We start from the raw sequence: 17735 nt of genomic DNA on the forward strand, positions 1-17735 counted from the left end.
CGGGATTCCTTTCGTCGGACAACGGTCAGTGGGAGGCGGCGGACTCGGCCTCGGCTGCGGCCCGCCGTTCGCGCCGGGACGCGCGGGCGCGGGCGAGAATCGGAGTGAGCAGGCCCAGCACCGCCAGTGCGAGCAACACTGCCGAGATCGGTTTGGTCACGAGCACCGACGGCCCGTCGATGATGAGGGCGCGGCGCAGGTTCGCCTCCGCGAGCGGCCCGAGCAGCAGCCCGAGCACCATCGGACCCGCCGGGAACCCGGTGCGCTTCATGATCACTCCGAGCACGCCCGCGACGAGCATGACCCACACCGTGTAGATGTCGTTCGTGGTCGCGTAGGTGCCGACGAGGCAGAACAGGAGCACGCCGGTCCACAGGTAGTGCGGGGGCAGGTCGAGCAGGCGCACCATCCCCTTGGTGCGGACCAGGCTGATCAGCAGTGACAGCAGCGTCGCCACGATCATGATGGCCCCGATGGTGATCACGAGGTCGGGGCTGTCGGTGAACAGCGACGGCCCGGGCTGCAGGCCCCAGATGACCATGGAGCCGATCATCACGGCCATCACGGAGTCACCGGGGATGCCGAGTGCCATGGTGGTGGTCAGCGACCCACCGAGCGTGGCGCTGGACGCGGTGTCCGCGGCGGTCAGGCCCTCCAGGGAGCCCTTGCCGAACTTCTCCGGGCGCTTCGACATTCGCTTGGCGCGGTCCCAGCCGATGAGACCCGCGATGTCGCCACCCGCGGCCGGGAGCGCCCCGATCACCGTGCCGAGCACGCTGCTGACCGCGAAGGGGCGAGCCATCTGCCGGTACTCCGACCGGTTGGGACGCCAACGCCCGAACGTGGACGCGGCCTTGGTCTGCCCCCGCCGGTGGGTGAGCAACTGGTCGAACAACTCGGCGATGCCGAACAGGCCGATGATGACGGCGATGAACGGCAGTCCGGAACTGAGGTCGTTCAGGCCGAAGGTGAACCGCTCGTCCCCGGTGATCGGGTCCCGGCCCACCGTCGCGATGGCCAACCCGGCGATACCGGAGAGGACACCCTTCAGCACGGACTTCGACGACACCGACACCATCACGGTGAGACCGAAGAGGACCAGGGAGAACATCTCCGCGGGTCCGAACTCCAGCGCCACCTGTGCGATGGGCCGGGCGGCGAAGAGGAACACCAGCATCGAGACGAGGATTCCGCCGGTGGTGACGAGGGCCGAGGTCACGAGTGCGAGCCCGGCCTTGCCCTGCTTGGCCAGCGGGTAGCCGTCGAGGGTCGTCGCGATCGAGGCGGGCGTGCCCGGGGTGTTGACCAGGATGGACGGGATGCGGTCGCCGAAGTTGGCGCCCACGTAGATGGTCAGCAGCACGGCCAGGCCCTGCTCGGGTTCGAGCGTCAGCGTGAAGCCCGACGCCAGAGCGACCGCCATCGTCCCGGTGATGCCCGGGAAGGCTCCGACCAGCGTGCCGATGGCGAGACCGAGCAGCAGGCAGACCCCGACGGTGGGATCGAGCAGGACGCCGAGGCCGTCGGCGATCGTGTTCACAGCGGCACCTTCAGCAACGTGTGGAACAGCAGGAAGACCAGCCCGGACAGGACGACCGGGTAGAGGACGAGCGACTTCCAGCCGCGCCCGCCGAACAGGTAGGTCGCGGCGCAGAGGAAGACCGGGGCCGTCGGGAGGAACCCGGCGACGGGCCACAGGACGACGAACACCACCGCCAGCGACACCGCGGCACCCAGGCGTATCCACCCGGGCCGGGTGGCGGGCTCGACGTCGCGCTGCGCCGGTGGCCGCACGAGTGCCACGAGAAGCAGCAGCACGGCCAGGGCGAGCCCGACCAACCCGAGTACCTGCGGCCACCACCTCGGGTCGATGCCGCCGGTCTCCCTGCGTAGCTCGATCGCCCGCGCCAGCAGGACCAGCGCGCCGGTCCCGGCCACGGCCAGCGACGCGCAGACGATCTCCAGTGGGCGGGAGCGCGGCGCGGTCACCATGTCGTTGTCCACGTCACCGGTCGGCGGGGTGGACGTGTCCGGCTCCCCGGTCACGTCCACCCCGGCCGACTGTTGTCCGGGCCGACCCATCACTGAGCTCCGAGGATCTGCCCGAACCGCTCGTGCTCGGAGTTGACGAACTTCGTGAACTCCTCCGCGCTCTTGTACACGGGAAGGTTGCCGGGCTTGGAGATCGTGTCGACGAAGCTCTCGGACTCGGCGGCCTTCTTCACCGCGTTCTCCAGCGTGGTGTGGACGTCCTCGGGCAGCCCGGCCGGCGCGTACACGCCGCCCCAACCACCGAACTCCAGGTCGTAACCCGCCTCCGCGGCGGTCGGGACGTCCGGCATGTCGGGGTGCCGCTCGTTGTGGAACACCGCCAGCGGCCGCAGCTGTCCCTCCTTGTAGGCGCTCATCGTCTCGCCCGCACCGGCGACGGCGGCGTCCACCTGGCCGCCGACGGCCGCGGTGATCGCCGGCGCCCCGCCGTCGAACGGCACCGACGCCAGCTTCGCGCCGGCCTCCTGGGCAAGGCCGAACGCGGTGGCCTCCCAGATCGAGCCCGCGCCCGCGTTGGCCACCGACAGTTCCTTCTGCTTGGCCGCCTGCACGAAGTCGTCCAGCGTCTTGTAGGGGCTGTCCGCGGGCACCGACAGCACGCCCGGGGCGAGCATGATCTGGCCGAGGAAGTCGTAGTTTGTGGGATCGACGTCGAAGTTCTGGTGTCCCAGCATCGAGATCTCCACGGGGGAGAAGCCGATGGTGTAGCCGTCGGGGTCCTGCTCGGCGACGTACTGCATGGCCGTGGAGCCGGACGCGCCCGGCCGGTTCTCGACCATGATGGACACGCCGAGTTCCTTCTCCATCTGCTCGGCGAGCGCGCGGGAACTCAGGTCCGAGCCACCGCCCGCGGCGGCCTGGACGATGAACGTGATGTCGTCCTCGGGGAAGGACGCCGATCCCTCCGCACCGCCGCCGGTGCAGGCGGACAGGGTGAGAGCTGCGGTGGCGGCGAGGCCGCCGACGACCACTGCGGTCCGGGAGATCATGAACAACTCCTTTGTTGCGGGGTGGGGCAGAGCGGGGAACTTCAGTTGGTGGCCTGCTCCAGGAACCTGGCGTAGGCGGTGTGCATGCGGCGCCGAGAGCCCTCGATGTGTTCGGTGAGCAGGTCGAGCGCTGCGGGGTCGCCGTCGACGATGACGTCGAGGAGGTGAACGTGATCGCGGTAGGTGGGGCCGAGATCACGGTCTTCGGCGTTGGTGACCGACAGCATGTCGGCGAAGGTGGGCCGGTACTGCTGCCAGACGTTGTCGAGCCGGCGGTTGCCGGACAGCTTGTAGAAGGCCGAGTGGAAGTCGAGGTCGCCCTCGGCGAACGTTGCGGGGTCCTGCGCGTCCGCCGCGGCCTCCATGCGGGCGAGGTGCTCGCGCGCTTCGGCGAAGTCGCGCGCCGTGCCGCGCAGGCACGACCGGACCGCGTGGGACTCCAGCAGGGTGCGCAGGTCGTAGAGCTCGTCGATGTCGCCGGGCGTGAGGCCGATGACGAACACGCCGCGCCTCCGGGACTCCACCAACCCTTCGACCTCCAGTTGCCTTAGTGCGTCGCGCACGGGACCGCGGCTGACGTCGAAGGTCTTGGAGAGTTGGGACTCCACCAGGTGTGTTCCGGGTCGCAGCTTGCCCACGATGATCATTCGCCGGAGGTAGTCGACCACGTGGCGACCCAGCGCGGGCGCCGGTCGTGCCGTCGCGACGAAGCTCTGCCATTCGGCACTCGCTGTGCTCACCAGTGAGTGGTCCCTTCGGGAAAACGATTACTCGGTCAACGGTTAACCGTAAACCTAAGTGGCGAGTAGCGAGTCGCGCAAGACCCGGGTTTCAGTGATCGATCCAGGTGGATCAGTGCGCGAGCAGGAGGCCGGTCGGTGAACCGACCCCGATCACAGGGCGGCGACCCCGATGGCAGCGGCCACCACGATCACCAGGAGCGCGGCACCAGCGAGCGCGAGGTACGCCGCGACGGGCCTGCGTTCGGCCACCCCGACCGCCCCCGGCAACCGGCCGGAGAGCTGCTGCGGAGTGACGGGCCCGCCCGGGCGCTCGCACGGTACCCCGAGCAGGTGCACCAGCCGGTCGATGTCGGCGCGCGGGTAGACCTGCGCGGGCACTCGGGCGAGCACGGCGCCATGCGCGTCGAGGAGGAACAGCGTGTCGGCGGCGGGCCCCCGGAGCGGAACCAGATCGACGCGCACCAGTCGTGCCACGAGACGCCGAGGTACCCGGCGAGTACCCGCGAACGGCTCCCGCACCACCACCTCGTGCGGCGTGACCTCGACGTGGCGGGCGCGGATGATCCCGACGACGACGCCGAAGCACAGCACCGACAGCCCGGCCACCCCGGCGGCGCCCGCCGCCGACCCGGCCACGATCGTCACGGCGAACACGAGTCCCAGCGGAATCGCGGCCAACAGAACGCCTGCCCAGGCCCGCGCAGTGTCGGGACGCAGGACGACTCGGTGCTCCTGGCGCGGATTCATGTCGTGAGCGTACAAACGCCGTGCGCGAGTGAGGCGGACGCGTCTCCCGCGGAGAGCGCCGGTGATCGAGTCCGGGCGCCTCACGGGACACGGGCAACGATCCCGATGGCAGACCGACCCGACACGATATAGTGACCACACGCTGGGCCCGTCGCGGCGACTGCGGCCGCACGGAGCTACCAGCCTGGGCCGGTAGCTCAGTCGGTTAGAGCAGGGGACTCATAATCCCTTGGCCGTGGGTTCGAGTCCCACCCGGCCCACGCGTGTGACCTGGGGTTTCGTTCTACCGGCCCTGTGTTCTAGATGGTCGAATGTCCATGGTTTCGTCCATGGACAGCGCGCTCATGTGTCCGCTGAGCCGGCTGGATGCCGCCGCCATGGCTTGATCAGCTGGGGACACCGCCCGCCGCACATCGGAAAGCGGGAAACTCGCTGCAGGCGCGGTCTACTCGGGTGTCGACCCGGTGACCGGCAGGGAGCTTTACCTAACCGAGACGATCAACGGCACGGATACCTCACGCGCCGCTGCGTACTGTGCGCACGAGTCGAGTACCGCGCCCACGGGCGCCGATCTGGCCCTGTACGAGGAGACCCGTGATCTACCGACCTGTACTGCCCACCCTGTCCCTGGACCTACCTCGCGGCCATCTCGCGTTCCCGTCCGTGGCGCAGCTCGACGACGGGCGCCTGTTTCTCGTATGGCGCCGCGGCAGCGACCACTTCTTGGCCCGCGATGGGGTGATCGAGGCCGCTGTCAGCAGCGACCTCGGCGCGACCTGGACCCAGATCGGCGGACTCGCCGACCCCGCAGACCTGCGTGACCCGTGCATCGCGAACATCGGCGGCGCACTGTGGTTGACGTACTTCAAGGGCAGGCGCGACTCCCGCGCCGACGGGGCGTTCGTGCGCCGCAGCGACGACCAGGGAACCACGTGGGGTCCTGAGTACCGGATCGACCCGGACATGCACCAGGCCGCGATCTGCGCGCCCCTCCTCGAACTTCCCGACGGGCGGCTGCTGGCCGTCTACTACGGTCGCCACTCCGGCGAGACGTTCGACAGCGTGTGGGCGGCCACCAGCGTCGACGGGCAGACGTGGACGTCACAGCGGCTCGTCGCCGGTGTCGCGCGCGCCTACCAAGAGCCGTGGGCGGTACGGCGCGAGGGCGAGATCACCGTCACCTTCCGGTGGGGCGGCTCGGACGGCGTGGGCGGCATCCAGTCGGTCGATGGCGGCACGACGTGGGGCACACCCACCCGCCTGTTCACGGGCACCGGCCGGCCCTCGGCCTGCTGGGACGGCGACCGGCTGGTCATCGTCTACCGCGGCGAGCGCGGGCACACGACGATGCGCTACCTGCACGGCGACGTGGTCTCCGCACCGCGGGTGATCCACCGGGCCGCACCGGGCGGCATGATGACCTACGCCCACCCGCTCGTGGTCGACGGTGGACTGTTCTGCCCACTGTGTACAGAGGACTCCAAGGGTGTGGAGTCCGAGCTGCGGCTGACCTACCTGTCCACGGGCGGGCAGACCCCGCTCGGCTGGGTTCCCAGCGGCACCCTCGCCGTGCTCACCGACTACGACACCACTCTGGCCGCTGAGGTGTTCGACCGCCCCGACGGCCCGCCACCGGGATGGCGGAACCTGCGCGGCTCCGCGATCGTGCGCGATGGCCTGCTGGCCTCCACCACTGCCGACGGCAACCCCGACGTGGCCGTACTGCCCACCGGTTCGGCCGATGTCACCGTGAGCGCGGATCTGCGCTGGACGGGCATGTCCGGCACCGGCGTGGCCATCCGCGCCATCGACGCCCAGAACTATCTGTGGTTCACCGCTGAGTCGAGCGGTACCGTGCTGCGCCTGTACAAGCGACACGGCGGCACCGTCACCAAACTCGCCGGCGTCTACGGCGACACCGCCGCGAACGTCTGGCACCGCTACCGGGTGGAAGCGCGCGGCCCGCTGGTGCGCTGCTACCTCGACGACGAACTGGTCATCGACCACACCCTCACCAGTGGCGACCAAGCGCTGGTCGGGCGGGCGCACCTGCACGGCGTGGTCCTCAACTCTCCGAACGGCGGAACGCACACCTGCCGCCGCATCACCATCCACGCATGAGAGGAAGCCCGGCCCGAGGGTCGTGAGTGACGTGCCCGCCCCCCTCGTGGCGATCTCGACGCTGGTCGGGTGGTTGGCTAGCGCGGTCGTCATGGTGTGGACCCCGGTCAGTTTCCAGTCTCGCCCTGAACCGGACATTTTCGCTGTTCAGCGGTACCGGCCAGATTTGGCCGCCTTGTGACCTTCTCGGTGCGCCCCGGAATCCATACCGTCACCGCCGTACCACATCGAGGCCTGTGGAGTCGCGGTTCCCAGTCGAAGGGGGCAACTCATGACATTGGCAACCAGCCGAGGGCGCCTTACCGGGATCACGGGCGGCACCGCGTTGACCGTCACGACGATGATCACGCCTGTGGTGGCGCAGGGAGGTGAGAGCGGATCGGCGAGCTGGGCCTCGTCGACCCGCTTCGGAACGAAGCCGGTGGCCTCTCTCGTTGGGCGCTGTCGCGTGGTCATCAGCACGCCGAGGCGACCGCCTTGGTCCGTTACGCCGACGTTCGAGATGACCAGGATTTTCGTTGGCTGGCCAGCCGGCCGATCGACCGTGGTACCGGCGGCGCGGTGGTTGACACGGTCCGGCGGCCGCGTGCGGGTCAGGTCGACGGCCGGACGGTGTAGCCCTCGGTGAGGACGGTCGCTTCGGCCGTGGAGCGAACCACCGAACGCGGTGCCGCGGCCTGGCCGCCCATGACACACTCCGCCACGTCACCAGCCGAGCCCACGCTCGGCTGTTCAGCCCGCCGGTTCGAGCGCCGCCGGTGGCCGCGCGCAGGCCAGCCAGGCGCCGGCCCAGTCCGCGTGGTCCTGGCCCACACCGTTGCCGCCGTCCTCGACCACGAGCCGGAGCTGGTCGACGCCGGTGACGTCCACCTCGACGTACTGTCGCCGGGAGGCCGGGGTCACCGCATCGCTGGTCCACAGCACCCGGCCGTCGCCGACGACCTCGAACACGACCCGGGCGGCGCCACCGATCTCGTCGTCTATGCCGTAGTCCGTGATCAGCCGCGAGCAACCTCCGTCGAGGTCGACGGTGAGTCCGGAGACCGCGTGCGCCCCGACGCCCTTGGAGTAGGTCCGTCCTGCGATGCTCATGGTCGCGCCGTCACCCGCCTCGTCCTCGCCGTTGGAACGGTCCCGCTCGATCGGGCCCCAGCCGTTCACCTCGTCCGACCAGGCCAGGTCGGAGACATGGACACCGCCGGAGACGAGGTCGAACGTCGTGGGCCCGGACAGCTGCTCGCCTTCGAAGGACAGGCTCGCGGTCACCGTGCTCCAGCCGGTCCGTCCGTCGGGGTGGAGCGGCACGGTCACCTTCGTCGTCGAGCGCGGGGCGAGCTCCACCTCGAGGTCGGCGGGCTCCACGCGCCAGAAGTCCAGGCCGGTGAGGTCCAGCCGCACCGTCGCCGGGGTCGCCGAGGCGTTGCGGACGGGCACGGAGACGGTCACCGGCGCCGTGGCGTCGGGCGAGCCGGCACGGTCGACGGTGATCGGGCCGTCGGCCGCCACCGGCGCGCCCACGGTCGGTACCCAGGTGAACGAGCCCACCCGATCGCCGTCGGCGAGGACGTCTCCGGCGACGACCGCCAGGTTGCGTGCCTCCGACGGCACATCGACACGAACCCGCCAGGTTCTCGACTCACCCGCCGCCACGTCGGTCGACTCCGGGACGGTGATCTCGACCGACTCGGACGGCCAGGCCGGGAGCGTCAGCTCCACGTCGTCCAGCGCCTCGCCGGTCGCGGTCACCGTCACCTCGAACTCGGCCGCCGACCCGTAGGCCACGGAGCCGTCCGGCGCGTCGACCGCGATGCGCGCGCCGTGGCTGCCCAGGGCGTCCGTCACGTTGGCTCGCTGCTGGAGCATCCGAGCCCAGGTGGCCGGCCCGTCCTGCGCGTCGGCGTCCACACCGTCGAGTGCCGCCCGCAGCACCGCGGAGTCCTCACCCAGCTCGGTGCGGGCCAGGTCGAGCACCTCGGCGTCGTCCTGCCCGTCGCGGAACACCTCCCAGCGGACCGACGACACCGGGCCGTCGTCACCGGGATAGACGAGGTACTCGTCGCCCTGCCCGTAGCGGAAACTCGGATCGCGGTAGACGTCCTTCGGCCAGGAGTTGTAGGTCCACCGCAGGTAGCCGTCGAGGTCGCGCTGCTCGACCACCCAGCCGAGCGCGCGGGTGGAGACGGGAGGCGACGCGGTCACCGTGTTGGGCCGCCGCGGCTCGTAGTAGGTGTAGTAGAGGGTGGGTTTGCCGTCGGCGCGTCGCCGCTGGATCAGCTCGTCGGGCACGTCGTCGAGGAACGAGTAGTTGAAGCTGACGAACTCCGAGAGGTCGGCCTCGGCGAGGGAGTTGGCCGCCAGCGCGATCCTGTCCGACCACGCCGGGTCGGCTTCGGCGATCACGTCGAAGGCCACCTCCATCGTCGCCGCTGGGCGCTCGTCGAAGGCGAGGCGGGTCCGGTCGAACCAGCCCTTCTCCTCCAGATGGGCTCGGAAGTCGCGCAGGAACGCCGTCCACGCCTCGCGGTAGCGGGCACCACCGAGGCTCACCTCCTCCCGGACGCGCTCACCGGTGCGGGTGTCGGTGTAGTTGAGCAGTTCCGGACCACGGAACTGCAGCATCGCGAAGGCGTGGATCGACCCGTCGATGCCCGCCTTCCGTGACTCCTCGACATACCGGTCGAAGGCGGTGTAGTCGAAGCTGAACGTCGAGCCGTCCCAGCGCCACTCGACCGCGGAGCGATAGCTCGACTGAGTCTGCGCACGCCACTCACCCTCGTGCTGGACCATCCACGGATCTTCGGTGATCGCGACGTCCACGACGCGCTGCCCGTGGTCGGCGAGGTCCTCCAGGTAGGGGCGCAGGCCCCGCCAGTGGGCCTCACTCCATGGCTCGGCACCCAGGTGGTCGGCCACCGCGTCCGGGTGCGCCCAGAGATCCAGCACGAAGGGCCGATCCGCCATGTCGCGCAGGGCGAAGTCGGGCACGTCGACGCGCAGCGGCCAACGACCGAGCTCACCGTCCGCGTCGCGGACGACGACGCTGCCCGTGTAGGCGCCGGGAGCGGTGCCTGCGGGAATCTCGACCGTGATCCAGGCCGCCTGGTTCCGTCCCTCGGCGACGTCCACGGTGTCGGCCTCGCGCAGCGGGTCGGCCACCACGCCGCCGTGCACCTCATCCGGGACGTACTGCGGATAGCGCACCGTGACGGCGTTCGGCGGCAGGGGGCGGCCGGGCCCCCGCAGTCTCGACACGAAGACCTGGAGATTCTCGGCGCCGTGCGGGGCGGTGACCGCCAGCTGCGCCGACGCGCGGCCCGCCACCGGCACCTGCAGGCGGAGCGTGCGGTCGGCCGCCAGCGGCTGACCCTGACCGCCGACGCGGGGCACACGGACGAACGAGGACGCCTCGAAGGCGCCGGAGGGAACCCAGACCGATGTGGCCGCCTCCGGAGGCGCAGGCTCGGACAGGTCGACCGGCTCCATGGCGACCGTGCGGTCGGCGACGGCACCGCCGGGGCCGTCGGCGCGAGCGCGGAACTCGGGAGCCCACTCCCCGGCGGCCAGGTCGGCTTCGGTGACCGTGTGCCGGACCGACTTGCAGACGTAGGAGTCGCCGGGCGCGAGCGGGCCGGCGTGGTCGCAGCTCGCCGAGTTGTCGGGACCGGTCACCCGGACGGAGGTCAGCGGCACGTTCCCGGTGTTGGTCACCCGGATCCACGGCGCGATCTCGTCGCCCAGCAGCCCGTCGGCGCCCATCGTGTGGACCGCGTCGAGCACCGGCAGTACGTCGAGGTCGGCCCGCGCCGGGGGCGACGGGTTGTCGACGGACACGGTCGCTCGCGCCGACGAACTCGCGCCCGTGACGGCGTACCGGACGGACAGTTCGTGCCGCCCGGCCGCCACCTCGTCGGCCGGGGTCACGGAGAGGGTGACCGTGCGGGACTGTCCGGGACCCAACGCGGGCACGGTGACGGGGCGCGCCGACCAGCCGTCCTTCGCGTCGAGGGTGACCTTCCCGGCGGGTAGGGTGCGCTCGGACTGGTTGCTGACCGTCACGGACAGCTCCGACGACGTGCCGGCGGGCAGCGCGCCTTCGGTCTCGACGGTCACCGGCGCGCAGGCCCCTTCGAGCCAGTCGAGGTCGAAGCGGGTGAAGGAGAGGTGCCGGTAACCCTCGCGCTCGAAGAACAGGCCGTACTCCCCGCCGAGAGCGTCGTCGGAGGAGCCGTCGCCGAGCGGGGTGAGCGTGGAGTAGGCGGCGGCGCCGTGCTCCACCACCTTGCGCACGGGCCAGGTCTCGCCGTCGTCGCACGACAGCTTCACCGTGAGGTTGCGCCGGATGCCGGAGTCCTCGGTGTTGCTGAACAGCAGCCACTCGGCCCTCGGGTCGCCCGGCTCGGCGTCCGGGAAGGCTCGGATGACCGAACCGTTGTTGGCCGGGTCGACGAGTTCGGTGTCCTGCTCGAACGGTGTGTAGGTCTCACCGCCGTCCTCGGACACCGCGGTCCGGCGGTACGGCGCCGCCCGGCTGTTGAGCAGCACCCGGCCGTCGGAGAGTTCGACGGTCTTGTTCTCGTCGGCTCCGGGGCCGACCAGCTCGCCGGCCTGCCAGGTCTCGCCGTGGTCGTCACTGTAGGCGCTGACCGCGTAGTTCTTCCCGTTGAAACGGACCGTGTACTGCTGGATCAACCGGCCCGCGTGGGCACCCCGGCGCAACTGGATGCCTTCGCCGGACGCCGCGAACATGCCGCCCCATGCGGGGTTCTTCAGCATGGCGGTGATCCGGCGGTGCTGCCAGGTCCGGCCGTTGTCGTCGCTGTAGCTGTAGTCGGGATGCAGGATGTCGGGATTCGACGGGTCGTTGCCGGTCTCGGAGTCACCGAAGCCCCGGTTGATCGAGGCGGCGTGGAACACGAAGACCCGGCCGGTCTCGCGGTCCACGAGCAGACTCGGGTCGCCGTAGCCGTTGGGTGCGGGGTCCTGGCGAATCACCCGCTGTGGGCCCCACGTCCTGCCGCCGTCCGTGCTCCGTCGCATGAGGAGTGCGATGTTGGAGGGCAGGTCGGCCATCGTGGGCCGACCGTCGTACACCGCCAGCAGGTCCCCGTTCGGCAGCGTCGTGAGCGCGGGAATGCGATAGCGGGGGTGGCTTCCCCCGTAGCGTGACGCGAGGTCGGTCACCGGGAGCCCGCCGGACGTGGTGGTCCCGGTCGACGTCGCCGCGGGTGCCGTGGACCGTTCCGGGAGGGTGGGCTCCGCCGGGTCGGCCGCTGCGGGTGTCAGTAGTCCCAGTGCCAGAGATGCCACGGCGGTCAGCGCGAGGATTGACCGTTTCATCGGACCCCCGATGCTCGAATGTGATCGGTTCCACCTTGGAACGATCAGCATTCACCGTGATCCGCTGTCCGATGAATGTCAAGGAGTGGTCTGTACCAGCTATCGGGTGGGTGCCGGAGGTGACACCGCGCGACTCCGGCGAGCCACCGGGCGGCAGGGCGCTGAACCGCTTGAGCCGGCCGCTCGCGGAGTCGGCGGCGTCGTTGTCGTCGATCGGCTCGTCCGCCTTCGGCGAGAGCTCGCGCTGCCGCACGACTCCCACCGCCGGCTGACGCCCCTGCAGGTAGCACGGCGGGTGAGCACGGTAGTCCCGTGTAGTGGCCGGCGATGCCGGGTACTCCGCCGTGGATGTGGGCTTCCGCCGTCGGTTCGGTGCTGGGCGACGTCTTCGGGACACTCGCCAGGATCAGGCACGGCAAGCCGTTGCACCCGCGCGGCACCGTGTACGACGCCGTGTTGCGCCGTACTGGATCGCCCGAGCCGTGGGGCGCGGAGTGGCTGGACGATCCGGGCGAGGACCACGGTCTGGTCCGCCTCTCCCGCTCGATGGGGCTGCCGAGGCCGTTGCCCGACGTGCTCGGTCTCGCGTTCACCTTCAGCGGTCCGGCCGGTGACCGCCACGACCTGCTGCTCGCGACCACCGGCCTGCGGCCGGGAGCCCGGTTCGTGTTGCTGCCCCGCTGGCAGGACCCGTGCGCCGTGCCGTACGGCTCGCTGCTGCCGTACCGGACACCGCGCGGGTTGGTGCTGCTCGCCGCGATGCCGTCGACCCGGGCGGAGTTCCGGCTGCTCGCCGCCGCCCCGGCCGGACGCTGGCGGCAGTTCGCGACGCTCGAACTGACCGGACGCACCGGCCCGGAACCGGACCAGCCGATCCGCTTCGACCCGGTACTCCACCTCCTGCCCGGCCTGTCCTGGCCACCGGCGCTGGCGCGCATCCGGGAACCCGCGTACGCGGCCGCGCGCCAGGTGTGAGCCTCACCCCGGCTGCTCGCGCGGGCAGTGGTACGCCGTGCGTCCACCCACCGTGCTGGTCACCACCGGAGTGCCGCAGTCGCGGCAGCGTTGCTGCTTGTAGACCTTCCGGGCCTCGGCCTCGGGAACCGCCGCACGGTCGGTGGCGTCCACGGTGACGATGCGTCCGTCCTCGACGGCCTGTGCCATCATCCGTCGCAGCTCTGCCCACAGCGCCCGGGCCTCGGAGGTACTCAACTCCCGGCACGGCCGCTTCGGGGCGATGCCGACGGCATGCAGCGCCTCGTTGCGGAAGACGTTGCCCACGCCGGAGACGACGGACTGGTCGAGCAGCGCCGCGCCGATGGCTCCGGGTGCCGCCCGCAGCGCCGCGACAGCGGCCTCGGCGTCCGTGTCCGAGCGCAGCGGGTCCGGGCCCAATCCCCGCACGAGGTCCTCCACCGCTGCCTCCGTCAGGAGCTCACATCGGGCCGGCGCGATCAGATCCCAGGCCACGGCCTCGGTCGCGAGGCGCAGCCGCACCTGGGGGAGTGCCGGTCTCGCCGGGTCCGCGACACGGAGCCACTTCCCCTGCATGCCGAGGTGGACGTGGATCTCGTCGTCGGAGGAGAGCCCGACGAAGAGGTGCTTGCCGTACGCCTCGGTGTGTCGCAGCACCGTGCCGTCCACCCGGGCGGCCTCCGCGGTGAACCGGCCCTGGGGCGAACTCACCGTCAGCCGCCGACCGCCGAGGTCCGCAGCCAGGTCACGAGCCAGCCGGTGAACGACGTGTCCCTCGGGCACCGCGAGACTTTCTGATCACTTGCTCGGAGCCTCCGACCGCAGGAAGGCCGCCGTGTCGAAGTACGTGGCGAACCGGCGTATCCGGTTTTGGTCGTCGAAGTCCAGCAGTGAGATCCCTCGGTATTCGATCGGGTGGCCGGTGGTGAGGGTGCCGCGCGAGACCCATTCGAGCACACCCAGATCGCCGGACTCCACCACCCGGACGAACTCGGTGGACAGCTGGGAGAACTGTGAGCGGTACTCCTCCCAGAACCGGGTCACGTCGGAGGTCCCCTCGTCGCTGGTGGCCACCTGCGGCCTCACCAGCTCCGGGTCGGGCCCGAACAGCTCCCGCAGCCGGGAGCTGTCGCCGGTGTCCTCGAAACTCCGCAGCGCGGCGGCGAAACCGTCGGCCCGTGCGTGCGCACTCGTCATCCGGCGGACATACCCGGGACGAACCGGGGCAAACCGGCCGGCGTGGCGTCCGGTGAGCTGGTACACGCGGGGGAACGTGCGGCGGGCGTCTCGGGGTTGGTCACGAGGATCAGCTCAGGCATCCGGCAGCGGTCGTGCGCGAGGCGGTGGTCATGTGGATCCTTTCCACGTGGGGGTTGCACGGCAGCCGATCAGAGTGCACAGAGCGGGCCGGGTGCGGTGCCGGTTCACCCGGCCCGACCGCTGTGCCGGGTTTCGAGGCAGAGATCGACACCGTTGTGCCTTCAGTCCACAGCGGTCTAGGGTCCGAGGCGCGGACTTCACAAGCGGTGAGGCGGCTGGGAAAGGCTTCTCATGACGACAGTGCAGACAGTTCGTGGACCCATCGCCGTCGAGGTGCTCGGTACGGTCCTGATGCACGAGCACGTGTTCGTGCTGAACGAGGAAGTCCGCCGCAACTACCCGCACCTGTGGGACGAGGAGGCCCAGGTCGAGTCGGCCGTGACGAGGTTACGCGCCTTGGCCGAGCGCGGGGTGGACACCATCGTCGATCCCACGGTGATCGGGCTCGGCCGCGACATCGAGCGCGTGGCCCGAATCAACGCGCAGGTCGACCTCAACATCGTTCCGGCCACCGGTCTCTACACCTACGGCGACGTGCCTTTCTGCTTCTCCATGCACGGCCCCGGAACACCCCTGGGCGGAGAGGAACCGCTGGTCGAGTTGTTCGTCCGGGACATCACCGAAGGCATCGCGGGAACCGACATCAAGGCCGCGTTCCTCAAGTGCGCCATCGAGGACGCGCTCACCCCCGGCGTCGAGCGGGTGCTGGCCGCCGTCGCCGAGACCCACCACCGCACCGGCGTGCCCATCACCGTGCACACGAACCCGAAGAGCGAAACGGGTCTGGTGGCGCAGAAGGTGTTGCGGGACCGCGGCGTGGATCTCAGCCAGGTGGTGATCGGACACAGCGGTGACACCACGGACCTGGACTACCTGCGCAGGCTCGCCGACGCGGGTTCCTACCTCGGTATGGACCGCTTCGGCCTGGACTTCCTGCTGCCGGGCGACGAGCGACTCGCGACGGTCGCCGCACTCGCCGCCGAGGGGCTGGCCGAGCGGATGGTGCTCGCTCACGACGCGTCGTGCCACATCGACTGGCTCCAGCCCGGAGTGCGGGAGCAGGTGCTGCCGAACTGGCACTACACCCACCTGCACGACGACGTCCTCCCCGCCCTCCGCGAGGCGGGGGTCACCGAACAGCAGCTGACGACCATGCTGGTGGACAACCCGCGCCGCTACTTCACGCCGACGTCGTGATCAACTCGTGTGAACGGGTGGGGGAGGTCCGGTACCGTGCTTCGTGAGGGGGCCCACCCGGTCGACCGCAAAGGTCGCGACGGCGCGCTCGGCAGTTGCTCAACGGTTCCGCCGCGGGTGACGACAATCCGCGGCGGTCCCTCCGTGTCCGACGGGATGGTGCCGTCATTCGCGAGGGCACCGACTCATGACTGGTCGGTTCGGCGGCATTCGACCTCATGCCTCAAGTATGTCATTAATTAATATTTAATCTTGACGGCAAGGTCCTCGGGGACCCAGACTGTGCGCGGGGCCGCCGCGCTGACTGTGGACTGTGGCTGGGGCGTGGACAGGACCTCGTCGTGGCGAGGGACCGCACCAACGGGAGGAAGGCTCGATGAGCGGCTACAGCGGCCGTGGTGTGCACGGGCAGTTGGTGGCCGAGCTCGGCGCCCGCATCGTGTCGGGAGAACTGGGCAGGAGCGACGTCATCGACCTCGCCGCGCTCGGTCGTGATCTGGACGTCAGCATGACCGCGCTGCGCGAGGCGATGAAGGTGCTCGCCGCGAAGGGACTCGTGGAGGCGCGGCAGAAACGCGGCACCTACGTGCGCGACCGTGAGCACTGGAACCTGCTCGACAGTGATGTGATCCGCTGGCGCAGTCAGGCGGGCGACACCGTCGCGGTGCTGCGCGACCTGGCCGAGGTGCGCGCGGTGGTCGAACCGGCCGCCGCGTCGATGGCCGCGCTGCGCCGTGACGACCGGGACCTCGCCGAGCTGGACGCCGCGCTCGCCGGGATGGCCGACGCCGTGGGCGCGGGCGCGGCGGCCGAGGTCGCGGCCGACCTGCGCTGGCACCGCGCCATGCTGCGGGCCACGCACAACGAGATGCTCGCCAGGATGGACGTGCTCATCGAGCCCGCACTGAGCCTGCGCGACGCGCTCGTGCACGAGACCGCCGCCGACGACCCCGTGCCGAGCCACGCCGCCGTCGTGGAAGCCGTGCGCGGACAGGACCCCGAGGCGGCCGCGGCCGCGATGACCTCGTTGTTGGACAAGGCCGCCCAGGACGCCGCGAGCGTGCTCGGCGGCAGGCACACCGAAGAGGAAGAGGCAGTCACCGAGTGAAGATCACTTCTGTGGAGACGTTCCTGGTACCGCCGAGGTGGCTGTTCTGCCGGGTGTCCACCGACGAGGGCATCGTCGGCTGGGGCGAACCCGTGGTGGAGGGCAGGGCCGAGACCGTGCGCGCCGCCGTCGACGAGCTCTCCGACCTGCTCGTGGGACAGGACCCGCGCCGCGTCGAGGACCTGTGGCAGCTCATGACCAAGGCCGCCTTCTACCGTGGCGGCCCGGTGCTCTCCAGCGCTGTGGCCGGGCTCGACCAGGCGTTGTGGGACATCCTCGGCAAGTCGCTCGGCGTGCCCGTGCACCAGCTGCTCGGCGGCGCCGTGCGCGACGAGGTCCGGGTCTACGGCTGGATCGGCGGCGACGAACCCTCGGCCGTCGCCGAAGCCGCCGCCAGGCAGGTGGAGAGCGGCCTCACCGCGGTGAAGATGAACGGATCCGGCCGCATCGGGCGCATGCCGACCCGCGAGGAAGTGGACGGCGTCGTCACGCGGCTGGCCGCCGTGCGCGAGGTCCTCGGCGACTCCCGCGACGTGGCCGTGGACTTCCACGGCCGGTTCACCGTCGCCGCCGCGCGCAGGGTGATCGGTGAACTCGCACCGCTGCACCCGCTGTTCGTGGAGGAGCCGGTGCTGCCCGAGTACGCGCACCGCCTCGGCGACGTGGTCGCCACCAGCGGCGTGCCCATCGCCTGCGGCGAGCGCCTGTACTCCCGCACCGACTTCCTGCCCGTGCTGCAGGCGGGCATCGCCGTGGCGCAGCCGGACCTGTCGCACGCGGGCGGGATCTCGGAGGTCCGCCGCATCGCCGCGCTCGCCGAGACCTTCGACGCACTGCTCGCCCCGCACTGTCCACTCGGGCCGATCGCGCTCGCGGCGAGCCTGCAGGTGGCGTTCGCGACCCCGAACTTCCTGATCCAGGAACAGAGCATCGGCATCCACTACAACGTCGACGCGGAACTGCTCGACTACGTGCTCGACCGCGCGCCGTTCGCCTTCCCCGAAGGTGTCATCCGCCGCTGGGAGGCGCCCGGTCTCGGTGTGGACATCGACGAGGACGCCGTGCGGGCCGCCGATGCGCGCGGGCACCGGTGGCGGCCTCCGGTGCGGCGGCACGAGGACGGATCGTTCGCCGAGTGGTGAGGCG

At 70.5% G+C, this 17735-nt stretch carries 13 protein-coding genes and 1 tRNA gene; 6 read left to right on the plus strand and 8 right to left on the minus strand.

Annotated elements, in window-relative coordinates; translation table 11 throughout:
- Positions 1–25: 25 nt before the first annotated feature.
- The 5 genes from SACCYDRAFT_RS08070 to SACCYDRAFT_RS08090 all read right to left on the minus strand — a co-directional run bounded on the left by SACCYDRAFT_RS08070 (position 26) and on the right by SACCYDRAFT_RS08090 (position 4531).
- Positions 26–1540, minus strand: a complete 1515-nt coding sequence (locus SACCYDRAFT_RS08070; protein WP_005455243.1) for a tripartite tricarboxylate transporter permease — start codon at positions 1538–1540, stop codon at positions 26–28.
- The gene (locus SACCYDRAFT_RS08075; RefSeq protein WP_005455244.1) at positions 1537–2082 is read right to left on the minus strand and encodes a tripartite tricarboxylate transporter TctB family protein; all 546 of its coding nucleotides are present in this window, start codon (positions 2080–2082) and stop codon (positions 1537–1539) included. The genes SACCYDRAFT_RS08070 and SACCYDRAFT_RS08075 overlap by 4 nt, the downstream gene beginning before the upstream one ends.
- On the minus strand, positions 2082–3041 hold the full coding sequence (locus SACCYDRAFT_RS08080) for a tripartite tricarboxylate transporter substrate binding protein (protein WP_005455245.1): 960 nt from the start codon (positions 3039–3041) through the stop codon (positions 2082–2084). Before SACCYDRAFT_RS08080 ends, SACCYDRAFT_RS08075 begins: the two co-directional genes overlap by 1 nt.
- 41 nt (positions 3042–3082) lie before the next feature.
- Entirely contained in the window at positions 3083–3781 is a 699-nt protein-coding gene (locus tag SACCYDRAFT_RS08085) for a GntR family transcriptional regulator (RefSeq protein ID WP_005455246.1), read from the minus strand.
- 153 nt (positions 3782–3934) lie between these two features.
- Positions 3935–4531 carry a hypothetical protein gene (locus SACCYDRAFT_RS08090; protein ID WP_005455247.1) on the minus strand — a complete coding sequence of 199 codons (597 nt, stop codon included), beginning with the start codon at positions 4529–4531 and terminating at the stop codon, positions 3935–3937.
- Between the two features lie 186 nt (positions 4532–4717).
- Between SACCYDRAFT_RS08090 and SACCYDRAFT_RS08095 the strand changes: the two genes are divergently transcribed.
- Both SACCYDRAFT_RS08095 and SACCYDRAFT_RS08100 read left to right on the plus strand, forming a co-directional pair.
- Positions 4718–4791 (plus strand) — tRNA-Ile (locus SACCYDRAFT_RS08095).
- Between the two features lie 334 nt (positions 4792–5125).
- On the plus strand, positions 5126–6652 hold the full coding sequence (locus tag SACCYDRAFT_RS08100; protein WP_005455249.1) for an exo-alpha-sialidase: 1527 nt from the start codon (positions 5126–5128) through the stop codon (positions 6650–6652).
- A gap of 732 nt (positions 6653–7384) precedes the next feature.
- Here the strand turns inward: SACCYDRAFT_RS08100 and SACCYDRAFT_RS27165 are convergent.
- Positions 7385–11989: a glycoside hydrolase domain-containing protein gene (locus SACCYDRAFT_RS27165; protein WP_005455252.1), complete on the minus strand. Its 4605-nt coding sequence runs from the start codon at positions 11987–11989 to the stop codon at positions 7385–7387.
- Between the two features lie 348 nt (positions 11990–12337).
- Here SACCYDRAFT_RS27165 and SACCYDRAFT_RS08110 point away from each other — a divergent pair, with 348 nt between their 5' ends.
- Positions 12338–12964, plus strand: coding sequence for a hypothetical protein (locus tag SACCYDRAFT_RS08110; RefSeq protein ID WP_005455253.1), 627 nt, complete (start codon positions 12338–12340; stop codon positions 12962–12964).
- Between the two features lie 3 nt (positions 12965–12967).
- Here the strand turns inward: SACCYDRAFT_RS08110 and SACCYDRAFT_RS08115 are convergent, their stop codons facing one another.
- Positions 12968–13747, minus strand: a complete 780-nt coding sequence (locus SACCYDRAFT_RS08115; RefSeq protein WP_005455254.1) for an Fpg/Nei family DNA glycosylase — start codon at positions 13745–13747, stop codon at positions 12968–12970.
- 15 nt (positions 13748–13762) lie between these two features.
- A complete protein-coding gene (locus SACCYDRAFT_RS08120; RefSeq protein WP_005455255.1) occupies positions 13763–14161 on the minus strand; it encodes a nuclear transport factor 2 family protein in 399 nt (132 codons plus the stop codon).
- A gap of 354 nt (positions 14162–14515) precedes the next feature.
- Here SACCYDRAFT_RS08120 and SACCYDRAFT_RS08125 point away from each other — a divergent pair, with 354 nt between their 5' ends.
- The 3 genes from SACCYDRAFT_RS08125 to dgoD all read left to right on the plus strand — a co-directional run bounded on the left by SACCYDRAFT_RS08125 (position 14516) and on the right by dgoD (position 17731).
- Positions 14516–15481, plus strand: coding sequence for a phosphotriesterase family protein (locus SACCYDRAFT_RS08125; protein WP_005455256.1), 966 nt, complete (start codon positions 14516–14518; stop codon positions 15479–15481).
- A gap of 376 nt (positions 15482–15857) precedes the next feature.
- Positions 15858–16589: a FadR/GntR family transcriptional regulator gene (locus SACCYDRAFT_RS08130; protein WP_005455258.1), complete on the plus strand. Its 732-nt coding sequence runs from the start codon at positions 15858–15860 to the stop codon at positions 16587–16589.
- The gene (gene dgoD / locus SACCYDRAFT_RS08135; protein ID WP_005455259.1) at positions 16586–17731 is read left to right on the plus strand and encodes a galactonate dehydratase; all 1146 of its coding nucleotides are present in this window, start codon (positions 16586–16588) and stop codon (positions 17729–17731) included. The genes SACCYDRAFT_RS08130 and dgoD overlap by 4 nt, the downstream gene beginning before the upstream one ends.
- Positions 17732–17735 lie beyond the last annotated feature (4 nt).

The organism is Saccharomonospora cyanea NA-134 (assembly GCF_000244975.1).
Classification (GTDB): Bacteria; Actinomycetota; Actinomycetes; order Mycobacteriales; family Pseudonocardiaceae; genus Saccharomonospora; species Saccharomonospora cyanea.